Genomic DNA, 19,181 nt, shown 5'->3' on the forward strand with positions numbered 1-19,181 from the left:
CTCCCACCGTAACGACTGTGCACTCCAAACCCCGGCGGTGCCCGCTTTAATTAGCTGCATGGCCAGCCGGAGTCAGCCGCGATCCCGCGTGTTGGCCTATGGGCTGCTGGCGCCGAGCCTGTTCGGTGTCGTCACCTTCCTGCTGCTGCCCATCCTCGTGGTGATCTGGCTCAGCCTGTACCGGTGGGATCTGCTGGGTCCGCTGCGGTTCGTGGGCCTGGAGAACTGGCGCTCGGTGCTGACCGACGACGACTTCGGGCACTCGCTGTTCGTCACGGCGATCTTCGTGGTGATCGTGGTCCCGACGCAGACCGTGCTGGGGTTGGCGGCCGCCGCGATGCTGGCCCGGCTGCTTCCGGGCACCGGCTTCTTCCGGACGGTGTTCGTGCTGCCGTGGATCTGCGCGCCGCTGGCCATCGCCGTGTTGTGGCGCTGGATCCTGGCGCCCACCGACGGCGCGATCGCGACGCTGCTGGGCCACAGCATCGAATGGCTTTCCGACCCCACCTTCGCGTTGCCCCTGGTGTCGGCGGTCGTCGTCTGGATGAACGTGGGCTATAACTCGCTGTCCTTCCTGGCCGGACTGCTGGCCATCCCTAACGACATTCATGCCGCCGCGCGCACTGACGGCGCCAACGCGTGGCAGCGGTTCTGGCGCATCACCCTGCCGATGCTGCGCCCGACGATGTTCTTCGTGTTGGTGACCGGGATTGTCAGCACGGCGCAGGTTTTCGACACCGTGTACGCGTTGACCGACGGCGGGCCGGGCGGCAGCACCGACCTGGTGGCGCACCGCATCTACGCCGAGGCGTTCGGTTCGGCGGCCATCGGCCGGGCGTCGGTGATGGCGGTGGTGCTGTTCGTGATCCTGGTCGGCATCACGATCGTTCAGCATCTGTATTTCCGGCGACGGATCACCTATGACCTCGTCTAGTCGCGTCGCGAACGCGCTGATCTACGCCGGCATGACCGTCGGTGCGCTGATCACGTTGCTGCCCTTCGCACTTGGCCTGCTGACCTCGTTCACCTCGGCACACCAGTTCGCGACGGGCACCCCGCTGCAGCTGCCCCACCCACCCACCCTGTCCAACTACGGCGACCTGGCCGGTGCCGGATTCGGCCGCGCCGCGGCGGTGACGGCGTTGATGACGGCGGTGATCCTGGTCGGCCAGCTGACCTTCTCGGTGCTGGCCGGCTACGCGTTTGCGCACCTGGAATTCCCGGGACGTGATGTGTTGTTCTGGGTGTACATCGCGACCTTGATGGTGCCCGGGACGGTCACCGTGGTGCCGCTGTATCTGATGATGGCCGAGGCGGGACTGCGCAACACGTTCTGGGCGTTGGTGCTGCCGTTCATGTTCGGCTCCCCTTACGCGATCTTCTTGCTGCGCGAGCACTTTCGCCTCATCCCCCACGACTTGATCAACGCCGCACGCCTCGACGGCGCCAACACCCTCGACGTCATCACCCACGTCGTCGTTCCGTCCAGTCGCCCGGTGCTGGCGACGCTGACGCTGATCACCGTGGTCTCGCAATGGAACAACTTCATGTGGCCGTTGGTGATCACCAGCGGTCACAAGTGGCGGGTGCTCACCGTGGCGACCGCGGAACTGCAGTCCCGATTCAATGCGCAGTGGACGCTGGTGATGGCCGCGACCACGATCGCGATCGTCCCGCTGGCCCTGCTGTTCATCGCCTCCCAGCGACACATCGTCTCCTCGATCGTCCTGTCGGGGGTTAAGTGAACCGGCCCCGCTCTTCCACCCTGGCCGCCGGTGCGCTCGGACTGGTCGCGGTGCTGCTGGCCGCAGTCGCCTTGCTGCTGAACTATTCCGGCGAACCGCACGGCAACAAGATCGTGGTGCGGGTACGGGTCTGGGGCAGCCCGATCGCCGACGCCTACCGGCAGTCGTTCGCCGAATTCAACCGCACGCATCCCGATATCGAAGTGCGCGTCGACCTGGTGGCCTACGCGACGTACTTCACCACGCTGCGCACCGACGTCGCGGGCGGCAGCGCCGACGACATCTTCTGGCTGTCCAACGCCTATTTCGCCCGCTACGCCGACAACGGCCGCTTACTGAATATCAGCAAAACCGTTAACCCGGAGACGATTTCGGGCTGGGAACCCGCGGTCGTCGACCAGTTCACCCGCAACGGCTCGCTGTGGGGTGTGCCGCAGCTGACGGACGGCGGTATCGCGGTGTACTACAACGCGGACCTGCTCGCCGCCGCGGACATCGATCCCGGTCAGCTGAACAGCCTGCGGTGGGATCCCAACGGCGACGACACCCTGCGCCCTACGGCCGCCCGCCTCACCATCGATGCCGACGGAAAGGCAGCGGGTACACCAGGTTTCGATCCCGGGCGGATTCGACAGTGGGGCTACAACGCGGCCAACGACGCACAGGCGATCTACCTCAACTACATCGGCTCGGCGGGCGGGGTGTTCCAGCGCGGCGACGAGTTCGCGTTCGACAACCCCGAGGCCGTCGCGGCCTTCCGCTACGTGGTCGCTCTGATCAACAACGACCACGTCGCGCCACCGGCGTCGGACACCAACACCAACGGTGACTTCTCCCGTAACCAGTTCCTGGCCGGACGGATGGCGTTGTTCCAATCCGGCACCTACAACCTCGCGGCGATCGCGCGCGACGCCCGATTCCGCTGGGGCATCGCGATGCTGCCGATCGGGCCCGCGGGCCGGATCAGTGTCACCAACGGCATTGCCGCAGCGGGGAATTCGGCCACCAAGCATCCCGATGCCGTGCGTCAGGTGCTGGCCTGGATGGGCAGCAGCGAGGGCAATGCCTATCTGGGCGATCAGGGCGCGGCGATTCCCGCGGTGCGTTCGGCTCAGCAGGGCTACTTCACATACTGGGCGGCGCACGGCGTCGACGTCCAACCCTTCTTCTCCGTCCTGGACGGCCCGCGCATTCCGGCTCCGGGCGGTCCGGGCTTCGCCGCCGGAGACGCCGCGCTGCAAGGCTATTTCGACGAGATGTTCCTGGGCCGCGGCGATGTCGCGACCACACTCGCGCAGGCCCAGGCGGCGGCCAATGCCGCCGCCCAACGTTAGTCGGCTTCGCCGGCCGTCACGCTAACGTGACGCTCGACGGTCACAGCCACGCTGGCGTGACACTCGGCGATCACGACGAGGCACTGTTGAGCGCGCTGTGGTGGCGGCCCCACACGAAGTAGAAGATCAACGCCAGGAAGATCCAGCCACTGAATGCGATCCAGGTGTACCAGTGCAGGCTGGCCAGGATGTATCCGCAGGCCAGCACCGAAAGTACCGGTGTGACAGGGTAGAAGGGCACTTTGAACGCGCGCGGCAGGTCCGGTTCGCGCACCCGCAGGATGATCACGCCGACCGCGACGACGATGAACGCGGTCAGCGTCCCGATGGACACCATGTCCGCCAGCTTGTCCAGCGGGACGAGGCCACCCAGCGTTCCGGCGGCGATGGCGACGATCGTCGTGTTCCACACCGGAGTCAGCGTGCGCCTGTTGATCGACGCGAACCTCGAGGGCAGCAGCCCGTCGCGGCCCATCGCGTACAAGATGCGGGTCTGGCCGTACATCGTGATCAGCGTGACGGTGAAGATCGAGATCACCGCGCCCGCGCACAGAATCGTGCTGGCCCAGCCGTGGTGTGTCACGTTGTCCAGGATGGTGGCCAGTCCGGCGTCCTCTTGCCCGGCGAAGGCCTGCCACGGCTGGGTACCCAGCGCGGCGAGCGCGACGAGGACGTAGACGGCGGTGACGATCGCGAGCGCCGCGATCAGGGCGCGCGGCATGGTCTTCTGCGGGTCCTTTACCTCCTCGCCGGCCGTCGACACCGCGTCCAGGCCGATGTACGAGAAGAAGATCGTGCCCGCCGCCGAGCCGACGCCCGCAGCGCCGAATGGGGCAAAGTCCTTGAGCTGATTGGCGTCGAAAGCCGTGAACGCGATGATCGCGAACATGCCCAGCACACCCAGCTTGATCATCACCATGATCGCGTTGACCCGCGCCGATTCGCTGGCGCCGCGGATCAGCAATACCGCACACATGGCGACCAGGATGATCGCCGGCAGATTCACGTAGCCGGGGTCCGAATCCCAGGGTGCCTCCGACAACGCATGCGGCAGCTCGAAGCCGAACAAGTTGTGCAGCAGCTTGTTGACGTAGCCACTCCAGCCCACCGAGACCGCGGCCGTGGCGACTCCGTATTCGAGCAGCAGGCAGGCCGCGACCGCCATCGCGACGACCTCACCCAGCGTCGCGTACGCGTATGAATACGACGATCCCGAAACCGGTACCGCCGATGCCAATTCGGCGTAGCAGATGGCGGCGAGGCCGGCCGCGATGCCCGCGATGATGAACGAGACGATCACCGACGGTCCGGCTTCCGGGACCGCTTGCGAGAGCACGAAGAAAATGCCGGTGCCGATCGTCGAGCCGACCCCGAACATGGTCAGTTGGAACGCGGTAATGCCGCGTTTGAGGTGTACCGCGGTCCCATGCGCGACGGGCGCGTCGATCACCGGGCGGCGCCGTAGCATCTGTTGGCTCAGACTGATCGAGCTGGCTGGCAAATGCCCCCCTCATGCTGGATCAGCTGATTATGCAGCCTCTCGCAATACCCCAGCGAACTGGTCGACGGCCCAGTCGATCTCCTGCTCGGTAATCACCAGCGGTGGCGCGAACCGCAGCGTCGAACCGTGGGTGTCTTTGACCAACACACCGCGCTCGGCCAGGCGCAGGCTGATCTCCTTGCCGGTTGCCAGGGTGGGCTCGATGTCGACGCCGGCCCATAGGCCGAAGCCACGCACCGCGATCACACCGTCGCCGATCAGGTCCCGCAACCGCCCGTGCAGGTGCGCGCCCAATTCGGCCGAGCGGGCCTGGAATTCGCCCCGTCCCAGCATGGCGACCACCGTGGTGCCGATCGCGGCGGCCAGCGGGTTGCCCCCGAACGTCGAGCCGTGCTCGCCCGGGTGCAGCACGCCGAGGATGTCGCGGTTTGCGACCACCGCCGACAGCGCAACGATGCCGCCGCCCAGCGCCTTGCCGAGCAGGTAGACGTCGGGCACGACGCCCCACCGGTCGCAGGCGAACGTGTAGCCGGTGCGCGCGAGGCCCGACTGGATCTCGTCGGCGATCATCAGCACGTTGCGTTGGGTGCACAGCGCACGAACGGCCGGTAGGTAGTCGTCGGGCGGGACGACGATGCCGGCCTCGCCCTGGATCGGTTCGAGCAGCACCGCAACGGTGTTCTCGTCGACCGCGTCGGCCAACGCCGAGACGTCACCGAAGGGCACCGCACGGAAGCCGGGGGTAAACGGACCGAAGCCACCCCGCGCCGTCGGGTCCGAGGAGAAGCTGACGATGCTGATCGTGCGGCCGTGGAAATTGTTCTCGGCCACCACGATGTTCGCGCGGCCCTCGGGCACGCCCTTGACGTCTTCGCCCCACTTGCGCGCGACCTTGAGGCCACTCTCGACGGCTTCGGCGCCCGAGTTCATCGGCAGCACCATGTCTTTGCCGCACAACCGAGCGAGCCCGGCGCAGAACGGCCCCAGGTTCGCGGCGTGGAATGCGCGGCTGACCAGCGTGACGGTGTCCAGCTGGGCGTGCGCGGTCGCGGTGATCTCCGGGTTGCGGTGGCCGAAGTTGACCGCCGAGTACGCGGCCAGGCAATCCAGGTAACGCCGACCGTCGACATCGGTGATCCAGGCGCCCTCGGCGCTGGCGGCGACCACGGGCAGCGGCGAATAGTTGTGTGCTGCATATTCTTCGACGAGCGATATCGCGTCGTTGCCGGCCAACGAAGTCGGGTGGTCGAGGATCGTCATTCAAACACCTCCAATGTGCAGCACTTGACTGAACCGCCCCCCTTGAGCAGCTCGGAAAGGTCAACGCCGACGGGCTCGAAGCCCGTTTCCCGCAACTGTGCGGCGAAACTCGTTGCGGCGCAAGGAAACACGACATGCAGGCCGTCTGACACCACGTTGAGGCCAAGCACGTAGGCGTCCGCGCTTCCCACCACGATAGCGTCGGGAAACAGCGCGTGCAGTTGCTCCTGTGCCGCTGCGCTGAACGCCGGCGGATAGTAGGCGATCGTGTGATCGTCAAGGACGGCCAGAGCGGTATCGAGGTGATAGAACCGCGGGTCCACCAACTCGAGGGAGACCACCGGCATGCGCAGTGCCGCCGAGATCTCGGCATGGGCGCGCCGGTCGGTGCGAAAGCCGAAGCCCGCCAACACCATTTCCCCGACGAGCAGCAGGTCACCCTGCCCCTCGTTGATGTGGCGGGTCGTGACTGGCTGGTAGCCCATCGATGACATCCACTCGCCATAAGCCACCGCCTCGGCGGCCCGCTCTTCGTAGCGGAATCGGGCGACGACGGCGACGTCACCGGCGACGAACCCGCCATTGGCGGCGTAGACCATATCGGGCAAACCTAATACCGGCTCGACGATGTCCACGCGATGGCCGAGCCCGAGATAGGTCTGCCGAAGGACTTCCCACTGCGCGCGTGCGACGACGACGTCCACGGGCGCACTGGTGTCCATCCACGGGTTGATCGCGTACTCGACCGCGAAGTAGGTCGGCGGCGTCATCGCGTACCGACGAGTCTGAGCCGTTCGCTTGATGGCGGCGTCTTGCCATGCCTCGGGCCGGGCGTGCGGGGCCGGGTCGGCGACGTAGTAATCCGTCATAGATAAAGGGTATTTAGACGCTAGTGCACAATCAAACGCCGATTATTGCGTGTCTATGAACGATTTATTGCGCTAGAGTGGTTGAGACAGCGATTTATTGCGCAGGCTTGAAATGGGGGGCGATGGACCGCCTGGATGACACCGACGAGCGCATCCTCACCGAGCTCACCGAGCATGCGCGGGCTACCTTCGCCGAGATCGGCGAGAAGGTGAATTTGTCCGCGCCGGCGGTGAAACGTCGCGTTGACCGCATGCTCGATAACGGCGTGATCAGGGGCTTCACCACCATCGTCGACCGCAATGCGCTGGGCTGGAACACCGAAGCCTATGTGCAGGTGTACTGCCACGGCACGATCGCGCCCGATCAGCTGCGGGCGGCGTGGGTGGAGATGCCCGAGGTCGTCAGCGCCGCGACGGTGACCGGTACGTCCGACGCGATCCTGCATGTGCTCGCCCGCGATATGCGCCACCTGGAGTCGGCGCTCGAACGCATCCGGGAGAGTGCCGACATCGAACGCAGCGAGAGCATCGTGGTGCTGTCAAACCTGATTGACCGAATGCGAACCTAGCGAGCGCCGGCGCTCGCGCGTGTTGCTCGCGTCTGCGAGTGTTGCACCGGGGCCGCGAGTGTTGCGCCACGCCCGCGAGTGTTGTACCGGGGCGGGATTTCGGCGGATTTTTCGCCCTGACGCAACGCTGGCGGTTTCAGCCGCGGACTCAGCGTGGCGTTAGGCTCGCGGCTTGAACGTCAGCATCCGCCGCCGCGCGGGCCGAGCCGCCGGCCGGCGAGTTGCATAGGGCCAGGGCTGATTTCGTTCCGGCACCGAACTCGCCCGGGCCTGCTTGAGCTGCATCCGCAGATGCTGCCGCAGGTCGTGCAGATCGGGATCCGTCCAGCGGTTGATTGCTTCGATCGGGTCGGCGGTGAGGTCGTAGAGTTCCCACTGATCGTCGAGCGGAGACGTCCGATATGCCTCTCCCCCAATGCCATTGGCCGCCAGATGGCGGACACCCGGCTCGGTCCAGGTTCCCGGGTCGTCGAAGGTGCGAACCAGCTTCCACAGGTGCCCGTCGCCGCCGGCCTCCTCAACCCGGACAACCAGGCCCTCGAAATTCGACGCGGTGTGCGCCGGGACCCGGATACGCAGGGGCGCAGGCGGATTGACCGTCTGCTTCAGCCGCCGCGCCAGACCCGATGCGCCGCTATCCCCTTCGAGCATGTTGTCGCGGGTCATCAGGTAGACGGCCCGGGTGTCGTCGGCGGGTGCGCCGTCGACGACAGGCATCAGATCGCGGCCCGGCAGTTCATGGACCTCGGAGAACGACTCCGCCAGTGTGGCAGCGGCTTCCGCGATATCGACGCCGGCGGCGCCGAGCAGCGTCGGGACCAGGTCGACATGCGATGTGGGCGACGTGACCACCCGGGGCTGCGTCGCGCGCGCACCGATGCGGGCGATGACGAACGGAACTCGGGTGGCCTCGTCGTAGAGGTTGAACCATTTTTGATGCAGCCCGCCGTGGGCGCCGAGCAGATCGCCGTGATCGGCGGTGCGCACCAAAACGGCGTCGTCCGAACCACCTTCGGTGACGGCCCGTCTGACGCGGTCGATCGGGCCGTCCACCTCGGCGTGCAGGCGGTAGTAAAGGTCGCGGTAGCGCTGCGCGCCGCGCTCGTAGGTCCGGTCGATCGCGGGCGCCGGACCGTAGCCGGAGTAGTAGGCCTCGCGGAAGGCGATTTGCGCGGCAGGCTTGGTCGACAGGTCTTCGTCGGCGGTGGGCGCCGCCGCGACCGGTGGCGGGTCCAGCGGCGACGGCTTGACCGGGCTGCGGCGCGACCACAGCGGGAACAGCACGATGTCGTGCGGGTTGACGAAGCTGGCCACCAGCAGGAACGGGCGCAGCGCGGACGGGTCGCCGGCGCGGCGGCGCGCGTAACGGTCGGTGAGCCACGCGACCACGCGATCGGCGATCAGCGGATCGCGGCGAATCCCGGCATTGCCCAGCAGCGCGCCGTGCGGCTCCGGGCCGACCCATCCGGAAAAGCCATACGGCCCAAGCGGATCCGCGTCGAGGTAGCGTTGCACCGCGACCGGGTCGACGACGCCTTCGTCGTCGTTGGTCGCCAGGGAACGGCCGGTGTCCGGGTCTTCGAGATCCGCGTGCGAGATGTGCCACTTGCCGTCGTAGTGGGTGTCGTATCCCGCCGCGCGAAACCAGTTGCCGAGGGTGGGCACCTCGCCCGGGCGAAGCCAGCGCATCCGGGAATCGTCTGCCGTCTTCCCGATGCCGTCGGTCTGGGTGACACCATGCAAGTCCGGGTACTGCCCGGTGAAAATGGTCGGGCGGCTGGGCACGCAGGCAAGCGAGCCAGTGTAGTGGCGGCCGAAACTGACGCCGTGGTCGTCGAACCACTTGCGGCCCGTCAGTATTCGGTCGCGCCACGCCAGCACGCCCGGCGTTTCGTACGGCGGGACCGCACGTTCCTCGTCGGTCATCAGGATGACGATGTCGGGGCGATCAGACACGCACATTCTCCAATCGGTTCGCAAGGCCGGCGAGCATCGAATCGGACTGTCGTGCAAGGACTTGACACACGACACGCTCGGCAAGCTGTTGCGGCGGCCAAGGCCCGATCTCGACCGTGCTGGTCAGCGTCACCACGGTCGAATCGCGCGAGCGCGCCGCGAGCGTCCAGCGGTTGGCCACCCGGCCCAGCAACCGGGGCAGGCCCTCGATGTCGTAGGCCAGCGCGTGCGGCGGGTCGAACTCGGTGATGCGCTCGACCAGGGTGTCGCGTCGGACCTGGACTCGTCTCGTGGTGCCGATCGGTGCTCCGTCGGCCCCCGAAGACAAGATGCACGAGTGGTCGACGTTGTCGGCCCAGGAAACGATGGCGCCGAAGTCCGCCAGGACATTCCAGACTTCTTGCACGCGAGCGGCAATGATACGAGTGCGCTGGATGTCGGCCACGCGCTTACGCTACGCGACGAGCCTCAAATCGGGGTGGTATGCAGCATTGTCTCGATCACCACCGAGGCGGCCCCCGCCGCGAAAAAGAGGGCCAGCGTCACCCAGTCCGCCAGTTTCGGCCGGGCCGGAGATGCCGACAGTTGACCCGCACCGCCGCGAGCGGTGATCGCGTCGCCCATCTCGTCGGCGCGCCGCAACGTCACGACCATCGCCGTCGCGAGCAGGTCGATCAGCTCCCGGCCCTGTTGCTTGCGCCGCGCCCGGCGACTGGGAGGCACCTCCTTCGGACGCAACCGGCGGGCGGCGTAGAGCACCTGGAATTCCTCGATCAGCATCGGGAAGGCGCGCAACGCGAGCGCCAACGCGGCGGCCCATTCGTCGACCGGAATCCGGAATATCTTGAACGGGCGGCCCAAAGTTGCTAGTGCGGGGCCGATTTCGGCGACATTGGTCGTCCAGGAGACGATCGCGCCCAGAGCGATCAGCAAGATCGTCAGCGCGGTCATCCGCATGAAGTGCAGTGATCCGCCCAGGGCGACGTGCAGCCCGCCGACCGAAATCACGGGGCTACCGCCGGCGAGCGCGGCGGTCACAAAGCCGAACCCGATCACCAGCCACAGCCAGCGCGGTACCGAAGGCAGGGCGCCATGTGGGATGTGGGCAAGCCACACCGCAGCCACCGTCAGGGCGCCGAGCAGTCCGATGGTCACCCAACCCGGATAGAAGGTCAGCAGCACTGCGGTGCCGACGACGACGAGCAGTTTGGTGCCGGCCCACAGCCGGTGCATGACGGTATTGCCGGGCACCGGAACCAACAGCACCACCGGACGTGGCTGGCGCTTGGTCTGCCCTTTGGCGGCGGGTGACTCGGTCTCGGTCATGCCACACCGCCCGTCGTGGTCGGCACCGTTTCCAGCACACCGTCGCGCAAATGCAACATGCGCGGGCAAATCCCTTCCATGCCGATGCTGTCGTGCGAAATGACCACCAGCGTCAGGCCCTGCTCGCGGCGCAAGCGCTCCAGGAGCGTCAGCAGGCCGCGTTGACTGGCGACGTCCAATCCCGCCAGCGGCTCGTCGAGAATCAGCGCTCGCGGCGATCGCGCCAAGAGTCCGGCCAGCACCACGCGCCGCATCTGGCCACCGCTGAGCTGGTCGATGCGCCGTTGGGCCAACGCGGGCTGCAACCCGACCAAACCCAATACCGCGGCGACACGGTCTTCGTCTTCGTGTGAAAAGCCGGCCGCCGAAGCCACTTCCAGGTTGACGTGACTGCGCATCAATTGCAGGCGGGCCGACTGGAATGCCAACGCTACCTCGCCGACGTGCTCGTGGGTGGGCTCGCCGTCGATCAGGCAGGAGCCGGTGGTAGGGATGGTCAATCCGGCCATGATCCACCCCAGCGTCGACTTGCCCGAGCCGTTATCGCCGTGGATCAGGACACCGTCACCCTGCTCGGCGACAAAGTTGATGTCGCGCAACGCGGTCTTGGCCCACGGTGTGCCACTGGCATATTCGTGCCCGACGCCGAGCAGCTCGATCGTTCCCGCGTTATGCCGTTGCCGCACATCGTGACTCGACACCGGCGCGTCCGCGCTGCCCACCGCGGCGGTGTTGTCCGAGGATTCAACGAGATTGATCGTGCGGTCGGCGGACGCGGCCTCGTTGTCGAAGTGGGTGATGTGCACCAGGGCAGTCCGGTGCCGTTTGGTGAGGCCCGACATGACGCCCAGCAAGGCGTCGCGGCCCTGCTGATCGATCATCGAGGTGACCTCGTCGGCGATCAGCAGGGCGGGCTCCCGGGCAAGCGCCCCGGCCAGCGCCAGGCGCTGCAGCTGGCCGCCGGACAAACTCGAGGTGTCGCTTTCGGCGAGTTCCTCGAGGCCGACCTCACGCAGCAACCGGCTCACATCGACCTTGGCATCCGGGGGCAAACCCCACACCACATCGTCGGCGACTCTGGAACCCAGCACCTGGCTCTTCGGGTGTTGCAAGACAAGCGCGGTGCCGCCGGGCCGGCCCAAACCCACCGTGCCGGGGCGCTGCACGGTTCCCGATGTCGGTTGCCGGCCGGCCAGGATCAGCATCAGCGTGGTCTTGCCGGAGCCGTTGGCGCCGGTGATCGCGACGTGCTCCCCGCTTCGCACCTCCAGGCTGACTTCGCGCAGTGCGTCTTGAGCGGCGTTGGGGTAACGGAACCGCACTCGGTCCAGCCGTACTGGCACCGGTCCGATCCCGTCATCGTGCGGGTCTTCACCATCGGGTGGATCCAATTTGTGCACATCGGGAATGTCGCCCATCCGTTCCAGCAGACGAGACAACGCCGACCAACCGATCAGCGTCACAATCACGACCACGAAAACCAAATAGGGCAGCACCAACCACGGCCAGTACTGCAGCCCCACGGCGACGTAGCGCTTCATGGTTTCGGCGACATTCGGCAGGTGTATCCAGCGCAGGAATGCGGCGACGCCGTTGACGTTCGCGGTCAGTACGCCAAAGATCAACTGCCGCAACCGAGTTAGCACCGCGAACACGCCGACCCAGGCCGCACCCCAGATCAAGCCCGCGACCAGGGACGAGAAGATCACCGTGGGTACGCCACGGCCCTTGCGTTTGACGATGCCGCAAATCCCGCCGACCCAGGCGGCGTCGACAACCATCGCCGAACTGCCCAATCCGGAGACCAAGAATGCGATCACCGTCGCGGCGACGGCCGAGGCGATCAGCACCCGAGGACGGAAGCGATAGGCGAGCAACCCCATCGGCACCGTACCCAGCACGCCGAGGCCCTGAGCGAACGGGATGACCGCGGCGATGATTGCGGTCACCGAACAGAGCGCCCCCATCACCGCGGCCTGAGCTAATTCGTTCGGCTGCAGCGGTCCACTCGTACTGTGCCGAAGGGGGCGCGCGGTCACTTTCTCGATTGTGCCAGGCCGACACACCGGGCGCCCTCAGTTAGTGGCCCTTTGCTGGCCGGTGACGATTCCTGGGCGCCGGGGCGACAGCGGTTGGTCTCGCATAGCAAAGCTATGCAAGCATGGATGCATGGACAACGTCGTCGACACCGCAAACGTCGCGCCGCAGCAGGGACTGGGCGCAGACTTGCTCGCTGTGGTCGCGCGGCTGAACCGACTGGCAACGCAGCGCATCCAGATGCCGCTGCCCGCGGCGCAGGCCAGACTGCTTGCGACCGTCGAGGTGCACGGAGAAGCGCGCATCGGCGACCTTGCCGCCGTCGACCACTGCTCTCAACCCACGATGACCACCCAGGTGCGTCGACTCGAGGACGCCGGACTGGTTAGCCGAACTGTCGACCCCGGCGATGCTCGTGCGGTCCGGATCCGCATCACCCCCGAAGGCCGACGCACCCTGAACGCGGTTCGCGCCGACCGTGCCGCCGCGATCGAACCGCAGCTGGCGATGCTCGAGCCCGCCGACCGCGAGGTGCTCGCCGAGGCGGTCCAGGTGCTGCGCCGGCTGCTCGACAATGCCGCAGCGACGCCGCGCCGCAACACACTGTGACGGCGCGCACCCCTTGTGGGGCAGCGACCGGCCGCGGGTAGACACTTAGTCAGTGGCTTCCGCCTTCCCAGCCTCACCGCTCACCGTCTTCGTCGGCTCGATGCGGTACGTGTTTGTCCCGGGCCGCGACGTGGTCGTGGCGTACGGGGACTGGTGCGACATCCCGCTGGAGCGCCTGGGCTTCGCCGCCCCGCCACCGCCGATTCCGCAACCCGATCTGGTGCTGCGCTTTGCCGAAACGCGCTGGGTAGCGATCGATAGGAGCCGCAGCGGTGTTTTCGTCGACGGCGTTCGGGTGCCGACGGTCGACATCCGCGACGGCCTGGCGATCGCGCTCGGCGATCCCCAGCGCGGGCCCCGGCTGATGTTCCGGCTCGGCTCGCCGGCCAACCCACCGGGGCCACCGTCCGGTCCCCCGCAACGTGCGCCGCAGCCGCCGCCCGTGCGGCGTCCGCCAATGCCACCGCCGCCACCGCCGCCGCCGCCGCAACAGCAGCCCCAGTCGTCCCAGTCCGTCGCGCCGCCGATGCAGCCACCGCCCGTCCCACCACGGCAGCGGCCACCAACGTCGCCCCCGCCGCAGCCGCCACTGCCGCAGCAGCCCCCGTCCGTCGCGCCGCCGATTCCGACGCAGCGCGAAACCCAGCGCATCCAGATCGGGCCGACGCGACAGCCGACGGTCGAGCAGCGCATCCCTCCGGCACCGCCGGCCCCGGTCGGGCCACCCGCGCCGCCACCACCGGCCGCGCCGCCCGCCCCACTGCCGCCCCCGGTCGGGCCACTCGCGCCACCACCACCCGCGCCGCCACCACCGGCCGCGCCGCCCGCCCCACTGCCGCCCCCGGTCGGGCCGCCTCCGCCACCATTACCGCCGCCAGCCGCGCCGCGAGAGCAGACCGTCGCGCCGGGGGGACAGGCCAGGGGCCGTGGCCTGATCGAGCGGATGACCGACGCGACCCGCAAGCTGCGCGCAAGCCGTCCCGCCGAGGTCACCACGAACATCCGCACCGAGGAGCCCACCACGACCTATCGGCTGCCGCTGGCCACCGGTGCCCGCACGGTCGGCGTCAACGCCTACCGGCTGGGCCTCAGCACCGACGGCCACGAAGTGCTCACTGACGTGTCATTCACGGCATGTCCGGGCACGCTAACCGCCGTCACCGGCCCATCGGCCGCCCGCAATTCGGCACTGCTGGGAATCCTCGCCGGCACCCGAGCGCCCAGCACCGGACAGCTCACCGTCGACAGCCACGACGTGTACGGCGAGCCCGACTCGATGCGCACCCGCATCGGGATCGTTGGGCGCGACGAAACCGTGCACCGCCGGCTGACCGTCGAACGAGCCCTGAGCTACACCGCCGAGCTGCGGCTGCCGCCCGACACCCCAAGTGAGCATCGCGCCCGGGTGGTCGATCAGGTGCTCGAAGAGGTCGAGCTCACGTCGCACCGCACGACCCGGATCGGCAAGCTCTCCCCGGAACTACGCCGGTGCGCATCGGTGGCGATCGAACTGATCACCCGGCCGAGCCTGCTTGTGATCGACGAGCCGGGCGTCGGACTTGATCAGGAGCAAGAAGATCACGTGATGGCGGTGCTGCGGCGTCAGGCCAACCTTGGCTGTGTCGTCGTGGTGACCACCACGACACCGACCCACCTCACCATCTGCGACCAGGTCCTGGTGCTCACGGCCGCCGGGACGATGGCCTTCGCCGGAGCGCCCCCGCAGATCGAGGCCGCGCTGGGTACCGCGGACTGGTCCGAAGCTCTCGCGCGGGTAAGCGCCGATCCCGACGGGGCGCACCGCGCGTTCAGCGCACGGCAACCGACCCAAGGTCCGACGGAACCGCCCGAGGTCGCGGCACCCTGGCCACCGCAGCGGACGCCGACCCTGACGCGGCAGGCCTGGTTGGTCGCACGCCGCCAACTGCGACTGCTGGTCGCTGACCCGCTTTACAGCTTGTTCTTCGTGGCGCTGCCGTTCGCGTTGGCGGGCTTGGCCTTGCTGATTCCCGGCGACTCCGGCCTGGGGCGCCCCGGCCCCACGAGCCGCAACCTGCATGAAGCCGTCGAGCTCCTGGCCGCACTCAACATCGCCGCGGTCATCCTGGGCACCGCGCTGACCATTCGGGAACTGGTTGGTGAGCGGCGCGTCTTCCGGCGCGAGCAAGCCGTTGGGCTTTCGACGTCCGCGTATCTGGCGGCCAAGATCGTCTTCTTCAGCGTGGTCGCGGCCGCGCTGACCGCCATCGTGTTCGCGATCGTCGTCGCCGCCAAGGGCCAGCCGACCCGCGGCTCCGTGTTGCTGCAAAACGCCACTGCCGAGCTGTATGTCAGCGTGGCGCTGACGGCCATCGTCTCGGCGATCGTGGGCCTGGCGCTATCCACGCTGGGCAAGTCGCTGCGCGAGGTTCTGCCACTGGTCGTGCCGGTGATCCTGGCCTCGGCGCTGTTCGCGGGGGGCCTGATCACATTGGTGGGCACCTGGGGCTACGACCAGATTTCCTGGTTCGTCCCGGCGCAGTGGGGCTTCGCGGCATCCGCCTCGACCGTCGACCTGCACCGGGTCGATGCCCAAGCCGCCGACATTTTGGTCTGGACGCACTATGCAGGCTGGTGGATGTTCGACATCATTGTGCTCGGCAGCTTCGGCGCGCTGTGGGCCGGCTTTGCTCGGTACCGGCTTCGGCCGCCGGCCCGCGAAATCGGTCCGCGGCCGCTACATCGCGAACAGCAGGAACTGAGTGATCCCCCTGGGTGAGAAGTTGTTGTCGCTCACAAATACGACCGATTGACGGCCATCGGCCAATTTCGGTCCAAGGGTGATGCCTTCGATGTTGCCCAGCGGCCATAGGCCCGGTGTCGTCGTCATGTCGACGGCCAACGACTTCGTCATCGGCGTCAACATCACGTTCGTCATCGACGGCATGTCCAATACGTTTGTGGCAGAACCGATCCCGGCCCGGTAGACACGGATGGTCTGCGGCATTGAATCGGTCCGCTCGATCACCAGAAACGTCGTATCCGTCAGCGCGACCAGATCCGAGACCCCGTTCTCCTCGGCCGGCGGTGCGGGCGGCTCCATCGGGTAGGCGTACTGGGCGATGGGGTTCCCGGTGGCGACGTCGAATTGCGTGAACCGGGTCAACACCCGGTGCCCGTCGCCGGTCTCGGGGCCGTCGTTGTAGCCCGGGTCCTCCATCGAGGCGAACACCGATCGGCCGTCGGGTGTCAGTGTCACACCCTCGAGCGCCCGGTTGCGCCGCGGCCCGGTCTTCTGGGCGGACATGGCCAGATTGACCGGCAAGGTGAACTGACCCAGATAGGCCCCGTCGAGTCCGGCGGTCCTGACCCAAGGGTCCAGCAGCACCGGGCCCTCGGTCAGCCGCTCGCCTTCCGAACTCCAATACAACTGTTGCCGGACGCGGTCGAACGCGATGCCCTCCGGGTCGGGAGGAACCACCGGCGGCGTGGTGTCCAGCGCCTGCGGCCGAAAAGGCTGGCCCGACTGGTCCAACAGCGGGTGGGTAGCGGTGAAGCTAGCCCCGTCGATTCCCTTGTCCGACAATGACAATTGCACGGCGTAGAACCGAACGGGGTTTTTCTCCGAACGGTCGTCGCTGATCACGTAGTAGAGCCGGCGCTCCGGGTCGTAGCTGAGTGCGGACAAGCCGCCGATCACGGTGTTCGCGAAAGTCGTGCCGAAGGCGACCTGTGCCTGGCCGAGATACGCCAGCACCGGCCGCGGCGGGCCCGGCGGAGCCGAAGGGCGCGCATCGCAGCCGGAGAGCAACCAGGCAAGACATAACCCCAAAACCGCGAGCAACCGGGCCAGCATCAAGCGACTGCCGCCGCACGCAGACCGAGCGGGAGCCCGACGTCTGACGCCGGGTGCTGGGACGAGGTGTCGGGCTGGCACATGAGGTCATCTAATCGCATCCGGCCGGGTCTGCAACGCCGATCGCAGCGCCACACGATCGACACCTGCGGGTGTTCCCGCGCAGCCGGCGGCAGGTTACCGTCGGGTATGGCGCCAGATACGAAGAACACTGCCGAGCACCTGCGCGACGCGTTGGACGGACGTTTCCGGGACGCGAAGAACGAGACCCGCAAATGGCTAAGCCAGGATCAGTTCCGGCCCCATTACACGCCGAACACGGTCCTGGCTCGTGCCAAGGTGTTCGAGCAAATGAAGCTCATCGCCGCCGCAGGCATCCCCGACGAAGGATTCCGCAAGGAGCACGGTGGCACCGGCGACGTCGGCGCGGCGATCACGATGATCGAGATGCTGGCGATGTCGGATCTGTCCCTGATGGTCAAGGCCGGGGTGCAGTGGGGCCTGTTCGGTGGGGCCGTCGAAAACCTGGGCACCGAGCGCCATCACGAGCCGTACGTGAAGAAGGTCATCAGCCTCGAGCTGCGCGGCTGTTTCGCGATGACGGAGACCGGACACGGCAGCGACGTACAGGCGCTAGAGACAACAGCGACCTACGACGCGGAAACCGAAGAGTTCATCATCGACTCCCCCACCCCGACTGCCCGTAAGGACTACATCGGCGGGGCTGCCGAGACCGCAACGGTCGCAGCAGTTTTCGCGCAGCTGATCACTACCGAGGACGGCGAGCCGGTCAACCACGGCGTGCACTGTGTCCTGGTGCCGATCCGCGACGCCGACGGCAACGATCTGCCCGGGGTGACGACGTCGGACTGTCATTACAAGGGCGGCCTGCCCGGTGTGGACAACGGCCGCATCATGTTCGACCATGTCCGCGTCCCGCGGGTGAACCTGTTGAACAAGTATGGCGACGTCGCGGCAGACGGCACCTACAGCTCCCCGATCGACAACGCGAACCGCCGGTTCTTCACGATGATCGGCACGTTGATCCGTGGCCGGGTCACGGTCGGCGGCAGTGCCGGTAACGCCGCTCGCGTCGCGTTGGACATCGCCACGCGATATGCGTTGCAGCGCAGGCAGTTCAGCGCACCCGGCGACGAGGCCGAAGTCGTGATCATGGACTACCTGGTGCACCAGCGGCGACTATTCCCGTTGATAGCCAAGTCGTACGCGCTGCAGTTCGCCCAGAACGAGCTGGTATCCAAGTGTCACGACCTGCAGACGTCGGACTTTCCCGATGCCGAGGAGCAGCGCGAGCTGGAATCGCGTGCCGCCGGCCTGAAGGCGGCCAACACCTGGCATGCCAGCCGCGCCATTCAGGAGGCGCGCGAAGCGTGTGGCGGCGCAGGCTACATGGCCGAGAACCGGCTGATCGCTCTGCGGGCCGACACCGACGTGTTCACCACCTTCGAGGGCGACAACCACGTGCTGACCCAACTGGTGGCCAAGGAACTGCTGACCGCCTACGCCGACGACATCAAGAGTATGAGCCCGGTCGACTGGGTTCGGTTCGCCGCCAACACCGTTGGCGAACGAGTGATGAAACGTACTGCGGCCGAAGCGATTATGCAAACCATCGTCGACGCTCGTCAGGACAGCGAAGAAGAGGGCAGTCTGTTCAACCGCGGCACCCAGGTGAACATGTTCGAAGAGCGCGAGGAATACCTGCTGTCTTCGGTGGCGCGTCGCCTCCAGGGCAAGTCCAAGGAGATGTCGGAGTTCGACGCCTTCAACGCCGTGCAGGATCACGTGCTGCACGCCGCGAGCGCACACATCGACCGGATCGTGTTGGAAGCATTCGTCGCCGGTATCGACGCCTGCGAAAACGACGCGGCCCGTGAGCTATTGGAGATCGTCTGCGACCTGTACGCGCTGTCGGTGATCGAAGAAGACAAGGCCTGGTATATCGAGCATGGCTACCTGTCGACCGGCCGGGCCAAGGCGGTGACCAGGGGCATCAACGATCGGTGCCGGGCCCTGCGACCGCATGCCAAGACGCTGGTTGACGGCTTCGGCATACCGGAGCCGTTGCGCTACGCCGAGATGCTGCACCCGGAAAACCTGCCCGAAACGAACTGAACCC

At 67.0% G+C, this 19,181-nt stretch carries 15 protein-coding genes; 7 read left to right on the forward strand and 8 right to left on the reverse strand.

All coding sequences use genetic code 11. The features are described 5' to 3' along the window. The first annotated feature begins 58 nt into the window (after nucleotides 1–58). The 3 genes from MJO58_RS18160 to MJO58_RS18170 are packed head-to-tail and all read left to right on the forward strand — an operon-like array spanning nucleotide 59 to nucleotide 3,079. A complete protein-coding gene (locus MJO58_RS18160; RefSeq protein ID WP_239720358.1) occupies nucleotides 59–934 on the forward strand; it encodes a carbohydrate ABC transporter permease in 876 nt (291 codons plus the stop codon). After that, nucleotides 921–1,745 (forward strand): carbohydrate ABC transporter permease, encoded by an 825-nt coding sequence (locus MJO58_RS18165; protein ID WP_239720360.1) that lies wholly within the window; start codon nucleotides 921–923, stop codon nucleotides 1,743–1,745. The genes MJO58_RS18160 and MJO58_RS18165 overlap by 14 nt, the downstream gene beginning before the upstream one ends. Further along, the gene (locus tag MJO58_RS18170; protein ID WP_239720363.1) at nucleotides 1,742–3,079 is read left to right on the forward strand and encodes an ABC transporter substrate-binding protein; all 1,338 of its coding nucleotides are present in this window, start codon (nucleotides 1,742–1,744) and stop codon (nucleotides 3,077–3,079) included. Before MJO58_RS18165 ends, MJO58_RS18170 begins: the two co-directional genes overlap by 4 nt. A 70-nt stretch (nucleotides 3,080–3,149) precedes the next feature. Here MJO58_RS18170 and MJO58_RS18175 read toward each other — a convergent pair whose 3' ends face one another. Genes MJO58_RS18175 through ddaH form a run of 3 tightly spaced genes read right to left on the reverse strand, consistent with a single transcriptional unit; the run spans nucleotide 3,150 to nucleotide 6,709 of the window. Then, nucleotides 3,150–4,580, reverse strand: a complete 1,431-nt coding sequence (locus MJO58_RS18175) for an APC family permease (protein WP_090603817.1) — start codon at nucleotides 4,578–4,580, stop codon at nucleotides 3,150–3,152. Nucleotides 4,581–4,607: 27 nt separating this feature from the next. Next, on the reverse strand, nucleotides 4,608–5,840 hold the full coding sequence (gene rocD, locus MJO58_RS18180) for an ornithine--oxo-acid transaminase (protein WP_239720365.1): 1,233 nt from the start codon (nucleotides 5,838–5,840) through the stop codon (nucleotides 4,608–4,610). Then, on the reverse strand, nucleotides 5,837–6,709 hold the full coding sequence (gene ddaH / locus MJO58_RS18185) for a dimethylargininase (RefSeq protein WP_090603821.1): 873 nt from the start codon (nucleotides 6,707–6,709) through the stop codon (nucleotides 5,837–5,839). The genes rocD and ddaH overlap by 4 nt, the downstream gene beginning before the upstream one ends. Before the next feature lie 122 nt (nucleotides 6,710–6,831). On the opposite strand from ddaH, the gene MJO58_RS18190 reads away from it, so the two are divergent. Next, on the forward strand, nucleotides 6,832–7,278 hold the full coding sequence (locus tag MJO58_RS18190; protein WP_090603823.1) for an Rv2324 family transcriptional regulator: 447 nt from the start codon (nucleotides 6,832–6,834) through the stop codon (nucleotides 7,276–7,278). A gap of 159 nt (nucleotides 7,279–7,437) precedes the next feature. Here the strand turns inward: MJO58_RS18190 and MJO58_RS18195 are convergent, their stop codons facing one another. The 4 genes from MJO58_RS18195 to MJO58_RS18210 are packed head-to-tail and all read right to left on the reverse strand — an operon-like array spanning nucleotide 7,438 to nucleotide 12,527. Beyond that, nucleotides 7,438–9,234 carry a sulfatase-like hydrolase/transferase gene (locus tag MJO58_RS18195; protein ID WP_239720366.1) on the reverse strand — a complete coding sequence of 599 codons (1,797 nt, stop codon included), beginning with the start codon at nucleotides 9,232–9,234 and terminating at the stop codon, nucleotides 7,438–7,440. After that, on the reverse strand, nucleotides 9,227–9,679 hold the full coding sequence (locus tag MJO58_RS18200; protein WP_239720368.1) for an SRPBCC family protein: 453 nt from the start codon (nucleotides 9,677–9,679) through the stop codon (nucleotides 9,227–9,229). The genes MJO58_RS18195 and MJO58_RS18200 overlap by 8 nt, the downstream gene beginning before the upstream one ends. Nucleotides 9,680–9,702: 23 nt before the next feature. Next, a complete protein-coding gene (locus MJO58_RS18205) occupies nucleotides 9,703–10,560 on the reverse strand; it encodes a CbiQ family ECF transporter T component (RefSeq protein ID WP_239720370.1) in 858 nt (285 codons plus the stop codon). Then, nucleotides 10,557–12,527 (reverse strand): ABC transporter ATP-binding protein, encoded by a 1,971-nt coding sequence (locus MJO58_RS18210; RefSeq protein WP_090603829.1) that lies wholly within the window; start codon nucleotides 12,525–12,527, stop codon nucleotides 10,557–10,559. The genes MJO58_RS18205 and MJO58_RS18210 overlap by 4 nt, the downstream gene beginning before the upstream one ends. A gap of 202 nt (nucleotides 12,528–12,729) precedes the next feature. Here MJO58_RS18210 and MJO58_RS18215 point away from each other — a divergent pair, with 202 nt between their 5' ends. Both MJO58_RS18215 and MJO58_RS18220 read left to right on the forward strand, forming a co-directional pair. Then, on the forward strand, nucleotides 12,730–13,206 hold the full coding sequence (locus MJO58_RS18215; RefSeq protein ID WP_090603831.1) for a MarR family winged helix-turn-helix transcriptional regulator: 477 nt from the start codon (nucleotides 12,730–12,732) through the stop codon (nucleotides 13,204–13,206). A gap of 100 nt (nucleotides 13,207–13,306) precedes the next feature. Further along, a complete protein-coding gene (locus tag MJO58_RS18220; protein ID WP_239723332.1) occupies nucleotides 13,307–15,964 on the forward strand; it encodes an ATP-binding cassette domain-containing protein in 2,658 nt (885 codons plus the stop codon). Here the strand turns inward: MJO58_RS18220 and MJO58_RS18225 are convergent. Further along, a complete protein-coding gene (locus MJO58_RS18225; RefSeq protein WP_239720371.1) occupies nucleotides 15,923–17,041 on the reverse strand; it encodes an esterase-like activity of phytase family protein in 1,119 nt (372 codons plus the stop codon). The two genes, MJO58_RS18220 and MJO58_RS18225, sit on opposite strands and share 42 nt — an antisense overlap. A gap of 189 nt (nucleotides 17,042–17,230) precedes the next feature. Between MJO58_RS18225 and MJO58_RS18230 the strand changes: the two genes are divergently transcribed. Further along, nucleotides 17,231–19,177 carry an acyl-CoA dehydrogenase family protein gene (locus tag MJO58_RS18230; RefSeq protein ID WP_239720373.1) on the forward strand — a complete coding sequence of 649 codons (1,947 nt, stop codon included), beginning with the start codon at nucleotides 17,231–17,233 and terminating at the stop codon, nucleotides 19,175–19,177. Nucleotides 19,178–19,181 lie beyond the last annotated feature (4 nt).

This window comes from Mycobacterium lentiflavum, from assembly GCF_022374895.2.
Taxonomy (GTDB): domain Bacteria; phylum Actinomycetota; class Actinomycetes; order Mycobacteriales; family Mycobacteriaceae; genus Mycobacterium; species Mycobacterium lentiflavum.

Bases quoted from the DNA above. Each gene is read 5' to 3' on its own strand.
- MJO58_RS18225 (WP_239720371.1), bottom strand. From the start codon at position 17,041: ATGCTGGCCCGGTTGCTCGCGGTTTTGGGGTTATGTCTTGCCTGGTTG.
- MJO58_RS18230 (WP_239720373.1), top strand. From the start codon at position 17,231: ATGGCGCCAGATACGAAGAACACTGCCGAGCACCTGCGCGACGCGTTG.
- MJO58_RS18160 (WP_239720358.1), top strand. From the start codon at position 59: ATGGCCAGCCGGAGTCAGCCGCGATCCCGCGTGTTGGCCTATGGGCTG.
- MJO58_RS18215 (WP_090603831.1), top strand. From the start codon at position 12,730: ATGGACAACGTCGTCGACACCGCAAACGTCGCGCCGCAGCAGGGACTG.
- rocD (WP_239720365.1), bottom strand. From the start codon at position 5,840: ATGACGATCCTCGACCACCCGACTTCGTTGGCCGGCAACGACGCGATA.
- MJO58_RS18205 (WP_239720370.1), bottom strand. From the start codon at position 10,560: ATGACCGAGACCGAGTCACCCGCCGCCAAAGGGCAGACCAAGCGCCAG.
- ddaH (WP_090603821.1), bottom strand. From the start codon at position 6,709: ATGACGGATTACTACGTCGCCGACCCGGCCCCGCACGCCCGGCCCGAG.
- MJO58_RS18210 (WP_090603829.1), bottom strand. From the start codon at position 12,527: ATGGGGGCGCTCTGTTCGGTGACCGCAATCATCGCCGCGGTCATCCCG.
- MJO58_RS18190 (WP_090603823.1), top strand. From the start codon at position 6,832: ATGGACCGCCTGGATGACACCGACGAGCGCATCCTCACCGAGCTCACC.
- MJO58_RS18165 (WP_239720360.1), top strand. From the start codon at position 921: ATGACCTCGTCTAGTCGCGTCGCGAACGCGCTGATCTACGCCGGCATG.
- MJO58_RS18220 (WP_239723332.1), top strand. From the start codon at position 13,307: ATGCGGTACGTGTTTGTCCCGGGCCGCGACGTGGTCGTGGCGTACGGG.